Source organism: Ignavibacteriales bacterium (assembly GCA_026390575.1).
Lineage (GTDB): Bacteria > Bacteroidota > Ignavibacteria > UBA10030 > UBA10030 > Fen-1298.
The window spans coordinates 77,951-95,369 of sequence record JAPLFR010000003.1 but is presented as its reverse complement, the minus strand read 5'-3'; the positions used below and the strand labels follow the sequence as shown (position 1 = coordinate 95,369).

Here is a 17,419-nt window from a genome sequence, read left to right as displayed (position 1 = left end):
CTATTCCACGAGCTGAAGTTCGTGGGAATTAATGCTAATGGATAAAACTCTGAATTGAATATGGATCTATGAATTCTTATTTGAACGATATTTATTCCAACGCACCTGTCATGATCGTGACAGTGACAGCGCTTGTGGCAATGATAGTGGAAGCAACTCACCGTACAAAACCGGTAATAACTTCGTACGTCAGCTTGGCTGGGCTAGCGTTGGCAGCAGTATTCGCTGTCTCTAATCTGGACGCTGAAGGACAAAGTTTTGGCGCGATGATCCGGCACGGCGGTTATGCAAATTTCTTTGGTACGTTATTTTGCATCGTTGCATGTATGACGGTCGTACTCTCACGCAATTATTTTGAACAGCAGAAGTACCATCGCGGAGAATTCTATATCCTGCTGCTTTTTACCACAGTCGGTATGATGTTGATAGCTTCGGCAAATGATCTCATCATTCTTTTTCTCGGTATTGAATTGATGTCGGTATGTTTATATGTGCTGGCGGGATTTATTCGCACGAAGGAACGCGCAAATGAGGCGGCATTAAAGTATTTCCTGCTCGGAGCGTTCTCAACCGGGTTTCTTCTCTATGGTATTGCGCTTATCTACGGTGCAGTCGGCACAACAAATCTTCTGATAATTCAAAACGTATTCGCTGTAGTTGCAACCAATAGTGTGTTTGTCATCGGTGCTGGTCTGATCATCATTGGGTTGGCATTCAAAGTGGCGGCGGTACCGTTCCACATGTGGGCGCCGGATGTGTACGAAGGTGCACCGACAACTGTGACAGCGTTTATGTCAACAGGAGTGAAGGCAGCAGCATTTGCGGCGTTTATTACCGTGTTCATTCGCACATTTGATTTTCTCGGCGGACGGGTCAATGAACTTATCGCTCTTCTTGCCGCGGCATCTATGATTCTTGGCAACATCGTCGCGATTACACAAACAAATATCAAGCGGATGCTGGCATATTCAAGCATCGCGCATGCCGGATATATGCTCTCCGGTATCGCCGCCGGTACGCTTGATGGACAAGTGGGTGTCATGTTCTATCTTGTTGCTTATACTATGATGAATTTTGGCGCTTTCGCCATCGTCAGTTTTGTGGAACAAGAAGATGATAAAAATCTTACACTTGATGATTATGTAGGATTAAGCCGCCAGCAGCCGTTGTTGGCATTCCTTATGTCTGTCTTTATGTTTGCACTAGCTGGGGTTCCGCCGTTCGCTGGATTCTTTGGCAAGTATTATGTCTTCTTTGCCGCAATCAAATCACACATGACGTGGTTGGCAATTATCGGCGTGCTTGCGAGTCTTGTATCTGCATATTATTATTTGCGAGTTGTGGTATTGATGTATTTCCGGGAAGGGCATGCTGATATTGCCTCCAAACCATCGCGAGCGGCATTGGCGGTGGTAGTGCTCTGTGCGGTTGCTGTGCTCGTGCTCGGACTGTTTCCTTCGTTTATCATTCAAGTTGCTCAACGTTTCTTGTAATTCACGAAACGGAGTTTTTTATGCAGCGCGTAGTTTCGGCCGAAGAAATGCGATGGTGTGACGAGTCCACTATCAATACCTACGGTGTCCCCGGATTACTCTTGATGGAGAATGCCGGACGCGGCGTAGTCGAAATCATCAAGCAAAAATATTCCACGCTTGAAACCAAAAATATTCTCATTGTCTGCGGTAAAGGAAATAATGGCGGCGATGGATTTGTTATCGCACGTCTGCTTTCAAATTCATGTGCACAGATAAGTGTCCTGCTGATGGCGTCACCATCTGAATTGAAGGGAGATGCAAAAAGGAATTTTATCATTCTGCAAAAATTCGTCAAGAAGTCGTCCCATCTAATCACGCTTCATCGATATTCAAAAAAACTTCTTTCATCAATTCCAAAGCCCGATATTATTGTGGATGCTATATTTGGTACCGGCTTTAGCGGTGCTGTCCGTAAACCATTTGCAGACGTCATTGACTGGATGAATACACAAGAAACGCAGATTGTTGCGGTGGATATTCCTTCCGGTGTCAATGGAACAACCGGGGTCGTTGAGAATTGCGCAGTGCGAGCCAATATAACGGTGACCTTCGGAGCTATCAAATCCGGATTACTCTGCAATCAAGGACGCGAGCGGGTTGGATCTGTATCTGTGGTAGAAATCGGAATTCCAAACTCGATTATAAAAGATAGACGACTGCAAGCTACTCTTGTTGAACAAGCGGATGTGAACAGGATTATTCCAAAGAGATCGATGCACGCGCATAAGTACAGCGTTGGCAAGGTGCTGGTGCTCGCCGGTTCAAAAGGATTAACTGGTGCGGCGGCATTATGCAGTACCTCTGCAATGCGGGCCGGTGCCGGTGCGGTTGTATTGGGAACACCAGAACCAGTGTATCCTATCCTTGCACGCAAGCTGACGGAGGTGATGACTTTTCCGCTTCCGGCGACGAGTGACGGAACATTGAGCCTTAGCGCACTTGATGGAATTCGCGCAAAACTTTCTTGGGCGGATGTATTAGTCATCGGTCCAGGATTATCTCAAAATCTTGAAACACAGCAGCTTATTCTCAAACTCCTGCTTGAGTATCGTGGAAAAGTGCTGGTTGATGCCGATGGATTAAATGCAATAGCTGCGAATGGGATTTCTAAGTTCCGTTCCGCACGCGCTCAATGTATACTGACGCCGCACGTTGGAGAATTCTCGCGTCTTACTGGATTGTCATCGATCGAAGTTGAACGCCACCGTATTGAGGCGGCTCGTGTTTTAGCAAAGCAAATTGGTACAACGATCGTACTCAAAGGTGTTCCAACTGTTACCGCATCAAAGGATGGGAACTGTTTCCTCAACTCAACAGGAAATCCCGGAATGGCAACTGCAGGTTCGGGTGATGTACTCTCCGGAATTATTGCCGGCTTATGGGCGCAGGGAATGCCTGATAGTGAAGCTGCTTATGCCGGTGTGTACCTCCACGGATTTTCAGGGGATCTTGCCGCAAAGAAAATAGGAAAACGGGGTCTTCTGGCAAATGATCTTATTGAATCTTTACCTGCCGCGATGCAATTAATTAAACTGATAAGAGAAGACCTTCATTGGATTCCAACGCTGTAAGGGAGATGTTCTCCCGAACTGAACATCCTGAAAACTGTGCTTCCGGGGATACGCTCTTCAACCGACTTGGGAGCGATGTTTAAGTCAACTTTACTCATAATAATCTGAATGAACATTATGATAAAAAATAAAATTATAATTCTTCTCAACATCGCTCTATTTCTTTTTGTTCTTACAGCAAGCGTGCCTCAGAGTCAAGCACAGGATACAGCGAATACATCAAAAACAACCTACTTGATAACCGGGAATGTTCAGCGCCCGGAGAGTCCGGCGTGGGTGGATAATGCGGTCTTCTATCAAATCTATCCTCAAACATTTTACGATGCGAACGGCGATGGAGTCGGCGACTTGCAGGGAATTATCGAGAAGCTGGATTATATAAAAAGCCTGGGTATCGGTGCGATCTGGCTCAACCCGTTCTATGAATCTCCCTTTCGCGATGCTGGATACGATGTGACTGACTTTTATAAAGTAGCGCCCCGGTACGGAACAAACGAGGATGCAAAACGATTGTTTGCTGAAGTGCATAAGCGGGGGATGCATGTCATTATCGATTATGTCCCAAGCTATACCAGTATCGATCACCCGTGGTTCAAAGCATCGTGCGATCCGAAGCCAAACAAGTACAGCAACTGGTACGTTTGGACAGGCAGTACGTGGTTTCCAGGAATGGAAAAATATCGCAGCAACTTCATCCAGGGGTATTGCGAACGCGACGGTATGTTTATGAATAATTTCTTCTGGCATCAGCCGGCATTGAATTACGGCTATGCGAATCCGGATCCGCAGCAGCCGTGGCAGCTTCCTACAGACCATCCCGATGTGATGGCATTAAAGGAAGAAATGAAAAATGTCATGCGCTTCTGGCTCAATATGGGATGCGATGGTTTCAGAATTGATATGGCCGGTTCGCTGGTGAAAAATGATGACGGTTCAGCAACCAGCAAGTACTGGAAGACCGTGCGTGAGTTCCTCGATAAAGAATATCCCGGTACTTTCACGGTGGCGGAATGGTCGTACCCCAAAGATGCGGTGAAAGGCGGCTTCAACGCCGATTTCTTCCACTGGTTCAATGGGTATGACGACCTATTCCAAAAAGAAAAGATCCGGAATCCAAATCATGACGGTCATAGCTTTTTTGACTCAGAAGGAAAGGGAGATATTTCCAACTTTATCAAACTCTATATGGATCAATACTATGGAAGCAGGGAAAAAGGATATATTTCCGTTCCATTCGGCAATCATGATTTAACAAGAATAAAAAACAACGGTAGGATTGATAAGGATATCGCGGTCATTTTTGCGTTCATGCTCACACTCCCCGGGACGCCTTTTGTATATTACGGCGACGAGATTGGTATGCGACAGTTAGAGGGATTGCCTCACATCGAAGGAAGTTATATGGGACGCGCCGGCGACCGGACGCCGATGCAATGGACCAATGGAATGAATAAAGGATTTTCAACAGCGAGTCCGGAAAAATTGTACCGGGCTGTGGATACAACAGCAGGTGCGCCTGATGCAGCGACACAGGAAAAAGATAAACGCTCGCTGCTCAATAAAGTGAAAGAGTTGATTCAATTGCACAACACAGAACCGGCACTTCTTGCATATGCAGAATTCGCTCCTGTCTGTGCAGAAAAGGATACCTATCCCTTTGCATATATCCGGACAAAAGGAAAAGAACGGTTGTTGGTTGTACTAAATCCTGCAAACCGGGAAGTGAGAACAACTTTTGCACTGACATATAAAAGTCAGAAACCAAAACTAATCTCGGGTGAAGGAACTGTATCGCTGAAGGAGAATTCAGCTTCGATCAGAATGAATCCGGTTAGTTATGCTATCTTCCGAATGAATGAAGTGAAGTAGGAACACTTTTATTAAAAGGATATTTCTCTATGAATCCATCACATTTTTTTCGACAGTTAAGAGTTGTCGGAATATTCTTCATCGTTATACAGACAATCTGTTTTTGTCAGAGGAGCACAATGAATCCATCCGGATTTGAAGTTCATCGCGGTGTCAATCTCAGCCATTGGTTGTCGCAAAACTTCGGCTGGTCACCGAAAGCAACATTTATAACTGAACAGGATATCAAATTTATTGATAGCATCGGGTACGACCATGTCCGGATTCCTCTTGATGAAGTCGAGTTATGGGATACGACAGGAAAACCGATTGAAGAATCATTCGCATTTCTTACGCATTGCCTGAATTGGTGCGCCAAATACAATCTGCATGCAATTGTGGATCTGCACATTATCCGTTCCCATTATTTCAATGCCGCGAATGAAGGGGGAACAAATTCACTATGGACCGACACGAATGCTCAAAATACTTTTTTGCATCTCTGGAGCGATTTGTCTGCCCACCTCAAGCGTTATCCGGTTTCCATGGTCGCATACGAACTGATGAATGAACCCGTTGCCGAAAATCCGGAAGATTGGAACAGGTTAATCGAGAAAGCAATGAAAGCAGTACGTGCGTTGGAACCACAGCGGGTACTGGTGATCGGTTCCAACAGATGGCAAACACCCGGTACATTTCCGCAGCTGAAAATCCCTGCGAACGATCCCAATATCATTCTGAGTATGCATACATATTCACCCCTCTTTTTTACACATCATCTGGCAAGTTGGGTTCAGTTTAAAGAATATAAGGGACCTGTGCGCTACCCGGGTCAGGTTGTAATCGACGCAGATTATAATGCATTTGTGAAGAATGATTCTGGACTGGTTCAGGTGATGAAGAACGCGAGGGAAGTATGGAACAAACAGAAACTCGCTGAAGAACTCCTGCCGGCGGTCAAGCGGGCAAAAGAACTTGGCCTGCAGTTGTATTGCGGTGAATTTGGCTGCCTGCCGCATGTCGATCGGAATGAGCGGCTGGCATACTACCGCGATCTGATTTCAGTTTTTAATGAGAATCAGATCGCGTACTGTAATTGGGAATATAAAGGAGATTTCGGCATTTATACGTTCGATTTCGAAAAGAACGCATCACTTGCTCCCGATATCGAGCTTATTCATATTTTGACGCAGAAATAAAACTGGCATACGATTTCGACGGGAGTTGTATTCCTCGCCGTTATAGCATTTGACAACCGTCCATTTTCTGGCTATATTTTATAAGAAGAATTTGAAATATTTTTTTACTCAGCCGCAGGGATTCTCTTCTGCGGTTTTTTATTGATTGAGCACATTTGAAATATAAACGCATTGCACAAGACGGCAAAGCCCGTGCTGGTGTTCTTGAAACCGATCATGGTGTGATTGAAACACCGATTTACATGCCGGTTGGAACGCAGGGAACCGTTAAGGCAACGGAACAACGAGAACTGATCGAGCTTGGTGCTCAAATCATTCTTGGCAACACGTATCATCTATATTTGCGGCCAGGAATGGATGTCATTGAACAAGCGGGCGGTTTGCATCGCTTCATGAATTGGCAGAAACCAATTTTAACTGACAGCGGCGGATTTCAGGTATTTAGTCTCACTGCCTTGCGGGATATTGCTGATAACGGTGTGACGTTTCGTTCGCATCTCGACGGTTCTGCGCATGTCTTTACACCAGAGAGTGTTATTCAGATTGAACGGCAGCTCGGTTCGGATATCATGATGGTATTCGATGAATGCACACCGTATCCATGCGAATTTGAATACGCAAAAAAATCGAACGAGATGACGGTACGTTGGGCTGAGCGCTGCAAAATGGCGGCGGAACAACAACCCGCCCTTTATGGACATTCGCAAGCGCTCTTTGGTATTGTACAGGGAAGTGTGTATCCGGAAATCCGCGAGATGAGCGCACGCGCGCTGACAGAATTTGATTTTGACGGTTACGCAATCGGTGGACTGGCGGTTGGTGAGCCATTGGAAGAAATGTATAACGTAACGGAATTTACTGAACAATTTCTTCCAACTGATAAGCCGCGGTACCTTATGGGGGTTGGAACACCGGAGAATATATTAGAATCTATTGAACGCGGCGTGGATATGTTCGATTGCGTGATCCCGACACGGAACGGCAGGAACGGAATGCTCTGGACGCACAGCGGAACCATCAATATCCGCAACGCGCAGTATAAAACCGACTTCACACCGGTTGATGCAGAGTGCAATTGTTATACATGCCGGACATTCACGCGTGCCTATTTACGGCATCTGTTCGTCACAAAAGAAATATTAGCGCTGCAATTAGCATCGATTCACAATCTTGCGTTTTTCTTATGGATAACGCGCGAGGCACGGAAAGCAATTTTGGAACAACGGTTCACAGAATGGAAAGCGATGATGCTTGCAAGATTACAAATATCATCAGCAATAGCTGAACCAACATAGTGGAATTTTAAGAAATCCAAAATCATTAATTATAAATAGCAATTAATATCATTTCATAAACAGGAGGATACAGTGCTACATTATTTCACACTTCTCATGGGTCAGCCGAATCAAGGGGAAGGCCCCGGCTTGATGTCAAATGTTATCCTTTTCGGCTCCATCATTCTTATTTTCTACTTTATGATTATCCGTCCCCAGCAAAAACGCGCTAAGGAACGCCAGAAACTTATTGAGAGCATGAAAAAAGGCGATAAAGTTATTACGTCAGGCGGTATGTACGGCACAGTTGCTGGATTGGATGAGAAAACTGTGCTTGTTGAGATAGCCGATAAGATAAAAGTGAAATTAGACCGCAGTGCCATTGCAACAATTATTTCGGAGTCTGCACCAGAAATAAAATAACCGAATAACTCATGGCAGAAGAGCAGTTCCATACGATTGAAGAAGCGATTGAAGATTTCCGGAATGGGAAAATTTTGATTGTTGTCGATGATGAAGACCGTGAAAATGAAGGTGACTTTGTTCTTGCGGCCGAAAAGGTGACTCCGGAAGCGATTAATTTCTTTGTAAAGGAGGGACGCGGAGTTGTGTGCACACCTCTTACAACTGAACGTGCAAAGGAATTAAATCTTGATCTCATGGTGGAAGCAAATACGTCACTTCATGAAACACCATTCACCGTCTCAATTGATTATCTGCACGGAACAACCACTGGTGTGTCCGTAGCGGATCGATCTATAACTGTGCGTGCGCTCACTGATCCGAAGGCTCAAGCACATGATTTTGCCAGGCCCGGGCACATTTTTCCGTTACGTGCAATAGAGGGCGGTGTGCTGCGTCGCGCCGGTCACACAGAAGCGGTTGTGGATCTCTGCAGACTCTCCGGTTTAATTCCGGCTGGAGTATTATGCGAAATCCTTGCTGAAGACGGTACTATGGCGCGTGTTCCGCAGCTATTGAAAATTGCCGAAAAATTTAATTTAAAAATTATCACTGTGCGCGCCCTGATTGAATACAGGATTCGGCGCGACAAGCTTGTCCAGCGTGTCGTCTCAACGGACCTGCCTTCGATGTACGGGAAGTTTCGTATTCATCTTTATAAAAGCCAGACCGACAGCAAAGAGCACATTGCGCTGGTCAAGGGAAATATTTCTCCCGAGATTCCAACGCTTGTGCGTGTTCACTCGGAATGCTTGACAGGCGATGTCTTCGGTTCGCTCAGATGTGATTGCAATGCACAATTGGTTGCTTCGATGGAACAGATAGAAAGAGAAGGATGCGGCGTCGTTCTCTATATGCGGCAAGAAGGACGCGGCATCGGATTGTCAAATAAACTTAAAGCGTACAGCCTGCAGGATGAGGGGCTCGACACAGTTGAGGCGAATGAAAAACTCGGTTTCCGCGCCGACCTGCGAGATTATGGCATTGGCGCGCAGATTCTTCGCGATCTTGGCGTCGGGAAAATGCGCCTGCTGACGAACAATCCCAAAAAGATAATTGGGCTCACCGGATATGGATTAGAAGTGGTGGAGCGTGTACCACTCGAGATTGATCCCAATCGGTACAATGAGCGGTACCTGACAACGAAACGTGATAAACTTGGTCATTTAATATTGGTAGAGCCAAGGAGTTCAGGAAAAGGTAAGAAGAGTTAGACAATAAAATTATTCTTGCGTCTATCTAATTAATCACCTACTTTGATTTTAGAATAGTACAGCCACCATTCTCAAGGATGATGGCTTTTATTTTTGCATGTACCCTTCAGAGATTTTCGGCTGAAGGGATTTTTTTCTGTCGAAGGAAGTTGATATGGGAGAAAGTAATAACGGTAAAGTATATCTCACGCGTGAAAAACTCACAGAGCTTGAGCATGAACTGCGCGAAATGAAAACGATCGGCCGTGCAGATATGGCGGCAAAGATTGCCGAAGCGCGCGGCTATGGTGATTTAAGTGAAAACGCAGAGTACGATGCCGCTAAAGAAGCACAGCAGCACCTTGAACTCCGTATTGCGAAGCTCGAGGAAACACTTTCGCGTACACAAATCATCGATACGAATAATTTGCAAACAGATAAAGTCTACATTCTCTCGCTTGTGAAGATTCAAGATCAGCGCACCAAACAAATCATCGAGTACCGGCTTGTTGCACCCGAAGAAGCCGACTTCGAAAAAAATAAGATCTCTTTCACTTCGCCGATCGGTAAAGGATTGCTCGGCAAAAAACCTGGCGAAACCATCCAAATCAAAGTGCCTGCCGGTATGCTGGAGTATAAAATTATAGAAATCGGCCGGTAGAAGATTCATAAAGCGAGAAACAAAGTTGTGCATCTGTTTAAACTCTTCCGACATAATTGAAGGGAGTTTCTAAATCTCAAATCACAAAATGCAAAAATCAAACAACGTTCAATAACTAAATACAAAACGCGATAAATATTTTATGCAATCGAACAGTTGGAATTTTGTATTTCTTTGAGATTTTCCCGAAGGGATGCCTGTGGCAGAGCTTTGGAAATTGATTTATTAAATATCCTCGTGAATTTATCCTTCCATGCATTTATAAAATAAATTATGCCGCAGAATTTAGAACTGAAAGCACGCATTTCATCGGTTTCTGAGGCTGTTCGTGCCGCGCATCGTCTGAACGCACACGCAAAAGGCGTTTTACAACAGCGTGATATTTACTACAGGGTTCCTCGCGGCCGGCTTAAGCTCAGAATCATAAAAGATCGTTCCGCAGAACTGATCTTCTACAATCGTCCGAATAAAAAAGGAAGCCGTTATTCCGATTACGTTGTGCTTCCCGTCGATGATGCAATACTCACAAACGCTTTGTGTACAGCGGCATTTGGACAGAAGGTAATAGTGGAGAAGAAACGCCGCCTTTTTCTCTATAAAAATTCCCGAATCCATCTTGATGAAGTGCGCGGACTTGGAACGTTTATAGAATTTGAAGTACTCGTGAATTATGGAAAACGGCAAGCGCAAAAATTGCTGGATGTGCTCTCCAAGGAATTCGCAATCAAGCCGGCGGCAGTCATTGGCATTTCCTACTCTGATATGCTTCTTCATAAGCAGTAAGCGCTGAAAAACAAGAAATGCAAAGAGACTCTTTTTAAGGTGAACTATCACAAAATAATGGAGAGAGAAAAAACTCTTGCAGAGTGTAGACGTTTTTGGTATATTATTGCTGGCAATGCGGGAATAGCTCAGTTGGTAGAGCGCAACCTTGCCAAGGTTGAGGTCGCGGGTCCGAGCCCCGTTTCCCGCTCTGTCTCTAGAATGCACAGCAATCAGAGACACTCTTGACGAAACTGAAAGATTCCGTTCCTTTACGGCTTTTGAGAGACGTCCGGAGAAATCTTATCTATGAATTTACCCCGCTGCCACTAACCCCACCGGACAGCGGGGTTTTTATTCCGGGGCGATTTGTTGATCCGAATTCTTTGTAATTTTAAGTATTAAATAAAAAATTGACAATTGAAAATTTCTCTGGTTCCTTACCGCATCCCATAAAGCGGGACAAGAGTGGTAAGGTAAGTAATGAAATTGCGGGTACAGGTTAATTCCGCAATTGAAATTGACAATCGAAAACTTAATTGGCGCCGTACCCAAGTGGTAAGGGAGAGGTCTGCAAAACCTTTATGCAGCGGTTCGAATCCGCTCGGCGCCTCTATCAATTGCGAAGTGCGAATTATAAATTTCGGATTTTTCCAATTCGGAATTGACAATCGGAAATTGACAATGATTTTGCCGGGATGGCGGAATTGGTAGACGCACAGGACTTAAAATCCTGTGTCCTGCAAAGGGCGTGCGGGTTCGAGTCCCGCTCTCGGCACTGTAAATTCGATGTTTCAATGAAACTGAAGATTTTGTATTTATCCTTCCTTCGACTCACTTTGATTGTTTTATGTCTGCTGCTTCAGCCAACTAAACGAAAGTTAAGACTTCAAACGGTGGATGGAGCTTCTTGCTTTCTCAGATGAAAACTAATACATTTATCGAAAGAACGTATCACGCCACGGTCTCCATCGCTGTTTGTTTGGGCTGACACAGAGAAAAGGAGAGGTCATTGAGACAATCAAAATATTTTCACTCATCTATAATTCATACCTCAAACGCATGAACTATAGAGTTACTCTATCAAAGCGGTAGTTAGACGGTAAGAAATTAGTCATTCAAATAAAAAGAATGTGTTAATGGAATGCCAGTAACTTATCGGTTCGAGTCTAATATAGTTATAATAGAAATGGTTGGTGAATATTCTATGGACGATATTCCTAAAACCATTCTCAAATCGATCGCGGATTCTACTTGTCCGGCAAATCCTTCCATACTGGTTAATCTGAGTGAATCTCTGAGTATTTATAAAAGGTCTACAGAAGATGTCATAACTGTAGCGCGCTCTCTTGTATCTCTGGGCAAATATTTCAATAATCGTATCGCGTTGGTTGCTCCAAACGATTTGCAATACGGTCTGATGCGTATGGGTTCCGTTTTCTCGGAAGAGCTTGGGATGAAGGTTGAAATATTTCGTACGTTCGCTAAAGCTCGTCAATGGTTACTTTCATGAAACTCGCTTTCCGTTTAACCAGACGCTCCCCGCAAAAAAAGCGGGGTTTCGTATAAAGCGCTCAACAAACTGACAGCCGGAGGCCTGAGAATGTTATTGCAGCAAGTGCAATACAAATTAAAAGTTTACAAAATTCATGCTTGCCTGCCGGCTTGTCCGCTGAAACGAAGTGTAAGCGGAAGTGCCTACGGCCTGTCCGCCGCATCCCGCTTTGCGGGACGGATGGCGGGCACGCAGGCTGGGCGAGCAACGGTTTTGTATTAAGTTGTGAGCCAGAGGCTCATGCGCCTGTGGCGCAAAAGTAACTTACATGAAATAATAGAAGCAGTAACACGCTATCGCGTGTTACATTATTAGGCCTCTGGCTGTTAAGCGGTTATTGTAAAGACAAAAATGGACAAACAGATTATCTACGACTTTGTTAGCGCTATCAACGAACACAACGTTGAAAAAATCTGTTCGCTCATGACGGACGATCATCAATTTATCGATTCTCAAGGAAACATAGCTCTAGGTAAAGAAAAAATGAGAGCAGGATGGATCGGATACTTTCAATTGTTTCCTGACTATAAAATCGAAATTACGGATATTTTTCTTAATAGAAATACTATTGCCGCGTTTGGTTTTGCAAGCGGGACATTTGAAGGATTGAGTGAAAGAAAAGAAAATTACTGGCGTCTACCAGCTTCTTGGAAAGCGGTCATTAAGAATAATAAAATTCAATTGTGGCAAGTGTATGCTGATTCAAAAATTCCATTTGATATTATCAGTAAAAGCAAAAAACAATAAACGCTTAACCAGATACTCCTCGCTATCCGGTTACAAAACAACGGGACGCATATAATGCAGAAAGCAGCGTTGACGCTTCGTCTGTGGAAATACATCCCGCAGAGCATTCCACAAGCCCAGAGATCCATCAGCAATCATCAAACCTATCCACTGCAAGCCACGTCGTTTTAAGTCACGAAGCACTTCGCGCCAAGAGCCAGCGCTTTCACGATACCCTTCGACAAGGCTCAAGATCTCTTTTTGCCCTTGCCGATTTAGGCCAACAACCACCAGAACAGCCATGGCATCGCTTTTCGGACCAGCTTTGGGATAGACGCCATCAGCTACCTCTGATCAAACTAATACGTTGATTACAGATTCAGGGCATAATATTTAATAACTCATTTCAAGTTTTAAATGCTTTTTCTTTTTTTCCTTTATCAGGTAGACATTACTTGTTAAAGAAACAATACTGACTTATCACTAACATCTTATTCAGGGCAGGTCAGTAAGATTTCCTTTCGACTATTTAGTTAGTGAAAGCTTAAGGGAGTTGATAAGAAAATGTTGAATTGTGGAACTAGTTCCAGAATGTAGAAAGCCCAATTGTTTTGAGAATGAATTGGATCAAACTTAGAAGGAATTTTTTCCGTTAAATTATGGAAGCATTTCCATAATTTTGCGAAAAAGAAAAAAAACGTTTGATATGCAACAAAATTGGTTGTATTTTATGAAAGTTGTTCCACAAATGGGATTATCGGTTTGAAAGTTAGACAAATAACGATTTATGACATAGCGAAGGCGGCTAAGGTTGGTGTTGGGACAGTATCCAGAGTTTTTAACGGCAGTTCTAGAGTCTCCTCAGATACTAAAGCGAAGGTATTGGAAACGGCAAGAGAGCTGCATTATCAACCGCATAGTTATGCCAGGTGGCTTACCAGACGGCACGTTCGCACAATAGCGGTCATGGTGCCTCATTTTGGCCATTACTTTTTCCATGAAATTTTATCTGCAGTCCAACAGAAGACAGAGGAATTAAATATCGATCTGGTTCTTTACGGAGGAAAGGCGCCAGATCAAGTGGAGGCAAATATCATTAGAGCAATTCAAAATGGGCACACAGATGGCTTGATTCTTTTTTCCATAATGTTGTCGGAACGGTATATAAAGATATTAAAAGAATCCGGTCTACCGGTCGTGTTGGCTGATGCAGAATCTTCACATTTCGATTCCTTTACAATTGCGAATTCAGAGGGTGCGTATGTAGCGACAAATCATTTAATTGCGCTAGGCCATACTTCTGTCGGTATGATTAATGCGCAATTGACAACACCACCTGCAATTCAGAGACTGGAGGGTTACAAGCGTGCGCTGGATAGACATGGGATTCCATATTCCGATGATCTGGTCAAAACAAGTGCGACAGATAAATGGGGTGGGTTTTATCGTGACGCAGGATATCAAGCCATGCTTGAGTTTTTGAAACTTGGTCCGGCGATGCCGAAAGCTTTTTTTGTTTCCTCAGATATTCAGGCCATCGGTGCGATTGATGCCTTGTCTGAAAATGAGCTTAGAGTTCCGGAAGATGTTGCAATAGTCGGATTCGATGACATCGAGCTTGCACAAGAAATGAAGTTAACAACAATGCGGCAGCCTATTTTTGAATTGGGGACACTTGCGGTAGAACGAATCGCGTTGAGGATGTCAAACCATAGAACTGAAATTATACATAAGAGCTTTTCACCTTCGCTTGTTATCAGGCGTAGTTGCGGGGCTCTGAGAAAAGACTAATACTCAAATAACCGAGGTAGTGCATGCGAAAAGTTGTTACTATTGTAATTGTATGTTTGCTCTCGTTTAAAGTTTACGCGGGCGATAGTGGAAAGATTGCAGGACGCGTCGTTGATGCTTTGACAAAAGAGCCTCTGGCTGGAGCTAATATCATAGTTGTGGGAACAACACGCGGCACTGTCGTTGATCTAGAGGGCAGATATGCAATTCTGAATTTATCACCGGGAACATATTCTATCCGTGCAAGTGCTTTGGGATACCAGGCAATGGAAATTGCAAACCTTCGCGTCTCCATTGACTTAACAACTGTTGCCGATTTCATTCTTACGGAATCGGCAATAACTACCCAGGCGGTCGTCGTAATGGCAGAGCGCCCACTTGTTCAGAAGGATATGACCTCCTCTACTGCTATCGTGGACAGCAAAAAAATTGAAGCTCTCCCTATCACGAGTTTCCAAGATGTGCTCGCATTGCAGGCTGGAGTAGTGGCTGGTCATTTCAGGGGAGGAAGAAGTGGTGAAGTGACGTACTTGCTTGATGGGATTCCGATGACCGATCCAAATACCGGCAGCGCTGTCATAAATGTCAACACAAACTCGATTCAGGAGATGCAGCTTGTTACAGGAGCATTCAATGCCGAATATGGAAATGCAATGAGCGGCATAGTCAACATTGCCACGAAGAATGGTGGTAATGAATTGAAGGGCAACATTACTGCGTATTCGGGAGGGTACGTCACCAGTCATTCGGACATATTCACTGGTCTTCAGAAGGTCAACCCATTTAATAGCCAGTGGCTGGAAGTGTCGTTGAATGGACCAATTGTGAGCAATGATCTTTTTTTCTATATAGATGCCAGACACTATTATACGGCAGGAAATCTGTTCGGGATAAGAAAATTTAATACTTTTGATATAACGAATGCAAGAGCAGCATCTACAGCAGACTGGAATATTCAGGAGACGGGCGACGGCGCAACTGTGCCCATGGCTCCTTATTTAGAAATGTACTTACAAGCTAAGTTAACCTATAAACCTTCTGCGACCTTCCAGATTTCATATAATTGTATACTCAACAACAATCGAGGAAAAGATTATAATTTTGCATTCAAATATAATCCTGACGGAGAGCTTAGCAATTTTACTAAAGGCTATGTGAATAACCTCAACATAACACACACCATTAACTCAAAAACCTACTATAATGTTGGCGCTTCTTACTTCTTTCATGACTACAGAGAATATCTCGATCAAAGCCCATTTTCATTGTCCGATCTTTTTAATCGGCGAGATCCATTCAATCAAGATTACGTAAACACCGCGCTCTTACAGGCTCCGGAGGGTACATTTGTCACCGGAGGAACTATTATGGCGCACAATGTAAACAACACCGGCTCGTATCTAGTGAAGTTTGACATAACAAGCCAAGCAACAGATAATCATATGATAAAAGGGGGCTTAGAATTTAACAAGTATCAATTATTTCTCCATTATATCAATCTACAAATGCCTCAGGGAGACATTAACCGAGATCCAGTTCTTGATGGAAAACCGTTTCTCGAAGGTCCCGTCGTTATTCCGAGTATAGAATCACTTAACAACCAGTTGTACCTTCATCGACCGATGCAATTTTCTGCTTACCTTCAGGACAAAATGGAGTTCAAGTCACTCATAGTAAACTTTGGTGTCCGGTTTGATTGGTTTCACCCTGACGGACAAGTGCTCGCAAATCCTGCTGATCCAAATGTCTATTGGCCTCTTCAACCGCAGTACCAGGATAGCGTGATAGCTCCTGGTGTAACGGATACCACTTTGCTACATCAAATAGCGGTTCAGAAAAGAATGGGGTTCTGGTACAAGAATGCTACAGATAAATATCAATTCAGTCCAAGGCTAGGAGTGTCATTCCCAATAACCGATCAGGGCATAATACATTTCTCTTATGGACTTTTCTTCCAAATGCCTTCTTTCTACCAATTGTACCAAAGTCCAGGATATAAATTGCGAATAGCTGGCAGTACATTTCTCGGGACTATTGGTAATCCCGATCTCAATCCCGAACAAACTACGAAAGGAGAGCTAGGTTTGCAGCAACAACTTTCCGATGACATTTCGATAGATATCACAGGTTACTTCAACGATATCCGGAATCTATCAGGCACATTGAACGAAATCATCTATGTGTATGGTGGGGCAGCGGAATATAGCAAATTTGTCAACACAGATTTTGGATTCGTCAGAGGTTTAGTGATATCGATCGACAAGAGGTTAGCCAATTCTTGGGCTGCTACGCTAGATTACACCTTTCAAATTGCGAAGGGGAACGCGTCGGATCCCAATGCTGCAGTTAATTTGCTGAACAGTGGCGTATTACCGGAAACCCAGCTCATACCTCTTGACTGGGACCAACTGCAAACACTAAATGTGACACTTAGTTATGCCAACCCCTCGAATTGGGGAGCGAGTTTCAACTTTCGTTATGGCAGTGGGACTCCCTATACACCGCAAGGATTGACCAACGTTGGACAGTTAGTATATAATTCTGCAATAAAACCTGCGACTTATAATCTCGATGCACGAATCTACAAAGATTTTAAGATTGGTGGGAAGACCCTATCACTTTTCCTGCGGATCATAAATCTTCTAGACACTAAGAACCCGCTCAACGTTTATACAGATACAGGTTTACCAAACGTCTCTCTGGCAGAGGAACAGATAATTTCTACGAATCCATCGCAACGAATATCAACGGTACATGACTGGTACACAAATCCAACTTTTTACTCAGAGCCGAGGAGAGTTGAATTTGGAACCACAATTTCGTTCTAAGCTTAAAGGTTGAA

The 17,419-nt window shown here is 43.9% G+C and carries 14 protein-coding genes and 3 tRNA genes; 16 read left to right on the top strand and 1 reads right to left on the bottom strand.

Annotated features, from left to right (window positions below):
* Nucleotides 1–68: 68 nt before the first annotated feature.
* The 14 genes from NTX44_03455 (at nt 69) to NTX44_03390 (ending at nt 12,807) form a co-directional block, all read left to right on the top strand.
* Nucleotides 69–1,493: an NADH-quinone oxidoreductase subunit N gene (locus NTX44_03455; GenBank protein ID MCX6120659.1), complete on the top strand. Its 1,425-nt coding sequence runs from the start codon at nt 69–71 to the stop codon at nt 1,491–1,493.
* A gap of 20 nt (nt 1,494–1,513) precedes the next feature.
* Nucleotides 1,514–3,106 (top strand): NAD(P)H-hydrate dehydratase, encoded by a 1,593-nt coding sequence (locus NTX44_03450; GenBank protein MCX6120658.1) that lies wholly within the window; start codon nt 1,514–1,516, stop codon nt 3,104–3,106.
* Nucleotides 3,107–3,223: 117 nt separating this feature from the next.
* On the top strand, nt 3,224–4,975 hold the full coding sequence (locus NTX44_03445) for an alpha-amylase family glycosyl hydrolase (GenBank protein MCX6120657.1): 1,752 nt from the start codon (nt 3,224–3,226) through the stop codon (nt 4,973–4,975).
* 119 nt (nt 4,976–5,094) lie between these two features.
* Complete coding sequence (locus NTX44_03440) at nt 5,095–6,153, top strand: cellulase family glycosylhydrolase (GenBank protein MCX6120656.1); 1,059 nt, start codon at nt 5,095–5,097, stop codon at nt 6,151–6,153.
* A 155-nt stretch (nt 6,154–6,308) separates the two neighbouring features.
* Complete coding sequence (tgt, locus tag NTX44_03435) at nt 6,309–7,448, top strand: tRNA guanosine(34) transglycosylase Tgt (protein MCX6120655.1); 1,140 nt, start codon at nt 6,309–6,311, stop codon at nt 7,446–7,448.
* Between the two features lie 72 nt (nt 7,449–7,520).
* Nucleotides 7,521–7,850 (top strand): preprotein translocase subunit YajC, encoded by a 330-nt coding sequence (yajC, locus tag NTX44_03430; GenBank protein MCX6120654.1) that lies wholly within the window; start codon nt 7,521–7,523, stop codon nt 7,848–7,850.
* An 11-nt stretch (nt 7,851–7,861) separates the two neighbouring features.
* Nucleotides 7,862–9,103: a bifunctional 3,4-dihydroxy-2-butanone-4-phosphate synthase/GTP cyclohydrolase II gene (locus tag NTX44_03425; GenBank protein ID MCX6120653.1), complete on the top strand. Its 1,242-nt coding sequence runs from the start codon at nt 7,862–7,864 to the stop codon at nt 9,101–9,103.
* 154 nt (nt 9,104–9,257) lie between these two features.
* The gene (gene greA, locus NTX44_03420) at nt 9,258–9,743 is read left to right on the top strand and encodes a transcription elongation factor GreA (GenBank protein ID MCX6120652.1); all 486 of its coding nucleotides are present in this window, start codon (nt 9,258–9,260) and stop codon (nt 9,741–9,743) included.
* A gap of 273 nt (nt 9,744–10,016) precedes the next feature.
* Nucleotides 10,017–10,526: a class IV adenylate cyclase gene (locus NTX44_03415; GenBank protein ID MCX6120651.1), complete on the top strand. Its 510-nt coding sequence runs from the start codon at nt 10,017–10,019 to the stop codon at nt 10,524–10,526.
* A 117-nt stretch (nt 10,527–10,643) separates the two neighbouring features.
* Nucleotides 10,644–10,716, top strand: a tRNA-Gly gene (locus tag NTX44_03410).
* 330 nt (nt 10,717–11,046) lie between these two features.
* A tRNA-Cys gene (locus NTX44_03405) sits at nt 11,047–11,118 on the top strand.
* A gap of 79 nt (nt 11,119–11,197) precedes the next feature.
* Nucleotides 11,198–11,283, top strand: a tRNA-Leu gene (locus NTX44_03400).
* 366 nt (nt 11,284–11,649) lie between these two features.
* Nucleotides 11,650–12,018: a hypothetical protein gene (locus NTX44_03395; protein MCX6120650.1), complete on the top strand. Its 369-nt coding sequence runs from the start codon at nt 11,650–11,652 to the stop codon at nt 12,016–12,018.
* Between the two features lie 393 nt (nt 12,019–12,411).
* Nucleotides 12,412–12,807 carry a nuclear transport factor 2 family protein gene (locus NTX44_03390; protein MCX6120649.1) on the top strand — a complete coding sequence of 132 codons (396 nt, stop codon included), beginning with the start codon at nt 12,412–12,414 and terminating at the stop codon, nt 12,805–12,807.
* A gap of 30 nt (nt 12,808–12,837) precedes the next feature.
* Here NTX44_03390 and NTX44_03385 read toward each other — a convergent pair whose 3' ends face one another.
* A complete protein-coding gene (locus NTX44_03385; GenBank protein MCX6120648.1) occupies nt 12,838–13,089 on the bottom strand; it encodes a transposase in 252 nt (83 codons plus the stop codon).
* A gap of 459 nt (nt 13,090–13,548) precedes the next feature.
* Between NTX44_03385 and NTX44_03380 the strand changes: the two genes are divergently transcribed.
* A complete protein-coding gene (locus tag NTX44_03380) occupies nt 13,549–14,577 on the top strand; it encodes a LacI family DNA-binding transcriptional regulator (GenBank protein MCX6120647.1) in 1,029 nt (342 codons plus the stop codon).
* 23 nt (nt 14,578–14,600) lie between these two features.
* Nucleotides 14,601–17,405: a TonB-dependent receptor gene (locus NTX44_03375; protein ID MCX6120646.1), complete on the top strand. Its 2,805-nt coding sequence runs from the start codon at nt 14,601–14,603 to the stop codon at nt 17,403–17,405.
* Nucleotides 17,406–17,419: the final 14 nt, after the last annotated feature.

Coding starts and splice junctions, on each gene's coding strand:
- NTX44_03455 (MCX6120659.1), top strand. CDS start 69: ATGAATTCTTATTTGAACGATATTTATTCCAACGCACCTGTCATGATC.
- NTX44_03450 (MCX6120658.1), top strand. CDS start 1,514: ATGCAGCGCGTAGTTTCGGCCGAAGAAATGCGATGGTGTGACGAGTCC.
- NTX44_03445 (MCX6120657.1), top strand. CDS start 3,224: ATGATAAAAAATAAAATTATAATTCTTCTCAACATCGCTCTATTTCTT.
- NTX44_03440 (MCX6120656.1), top strand. CDS start 5,095: ATGAATCCATCCGGATTTGAAGTTCATCGCGGTGTCAATCTCAGCCAT.
- NTX44_03425 (MCX6120653.1), top strand. CDS start 7,862: ATGGCAGAAGAGCAGTTCCATACGATTGAAGAAGCGATTGAAGATTTC.
- greA (MCX6120652.1), top strand. CDS start 9,258: ATGGGAGAAAGTAATAACGGTAAAGTATATCTCACGCGTGAAAAACTC.
- NTX44_03415 (MCX6120651.1), top strand. CDS start 10,017: ATGCCGCAGAATTTAGAACTGAAAGCACGCATTTCATCGGTTTCTGAG.
- NTX44_03395 (MCX6120650.1), top strand. CDS start 11,650: ATGCCAGTAACTTATCGGTTCGAGTCTAATATAGTTATAATAGAAATG.
- NTX44_03390 (MCX6120649.1), top strand. CDS start 12,412: ATGGACAAACAGATTATCTACGACTTTGTTAGCGCTATCAACGAACAC.
- NTX44_03385 (MCX6120648.1), bottom strand. CDS start 13,089: ATGGCTGTTCTGGTGGTTGTTGGCCTAAATCGGCAAGGGCAAAAAGAG.
- NTX44_03375 (MCX6120646.1), top strand. CDS start 14,601: ATGCGAAAAGTTGTTACTATTGTAATTGTATGTTTGCTCTCGTTTAAA.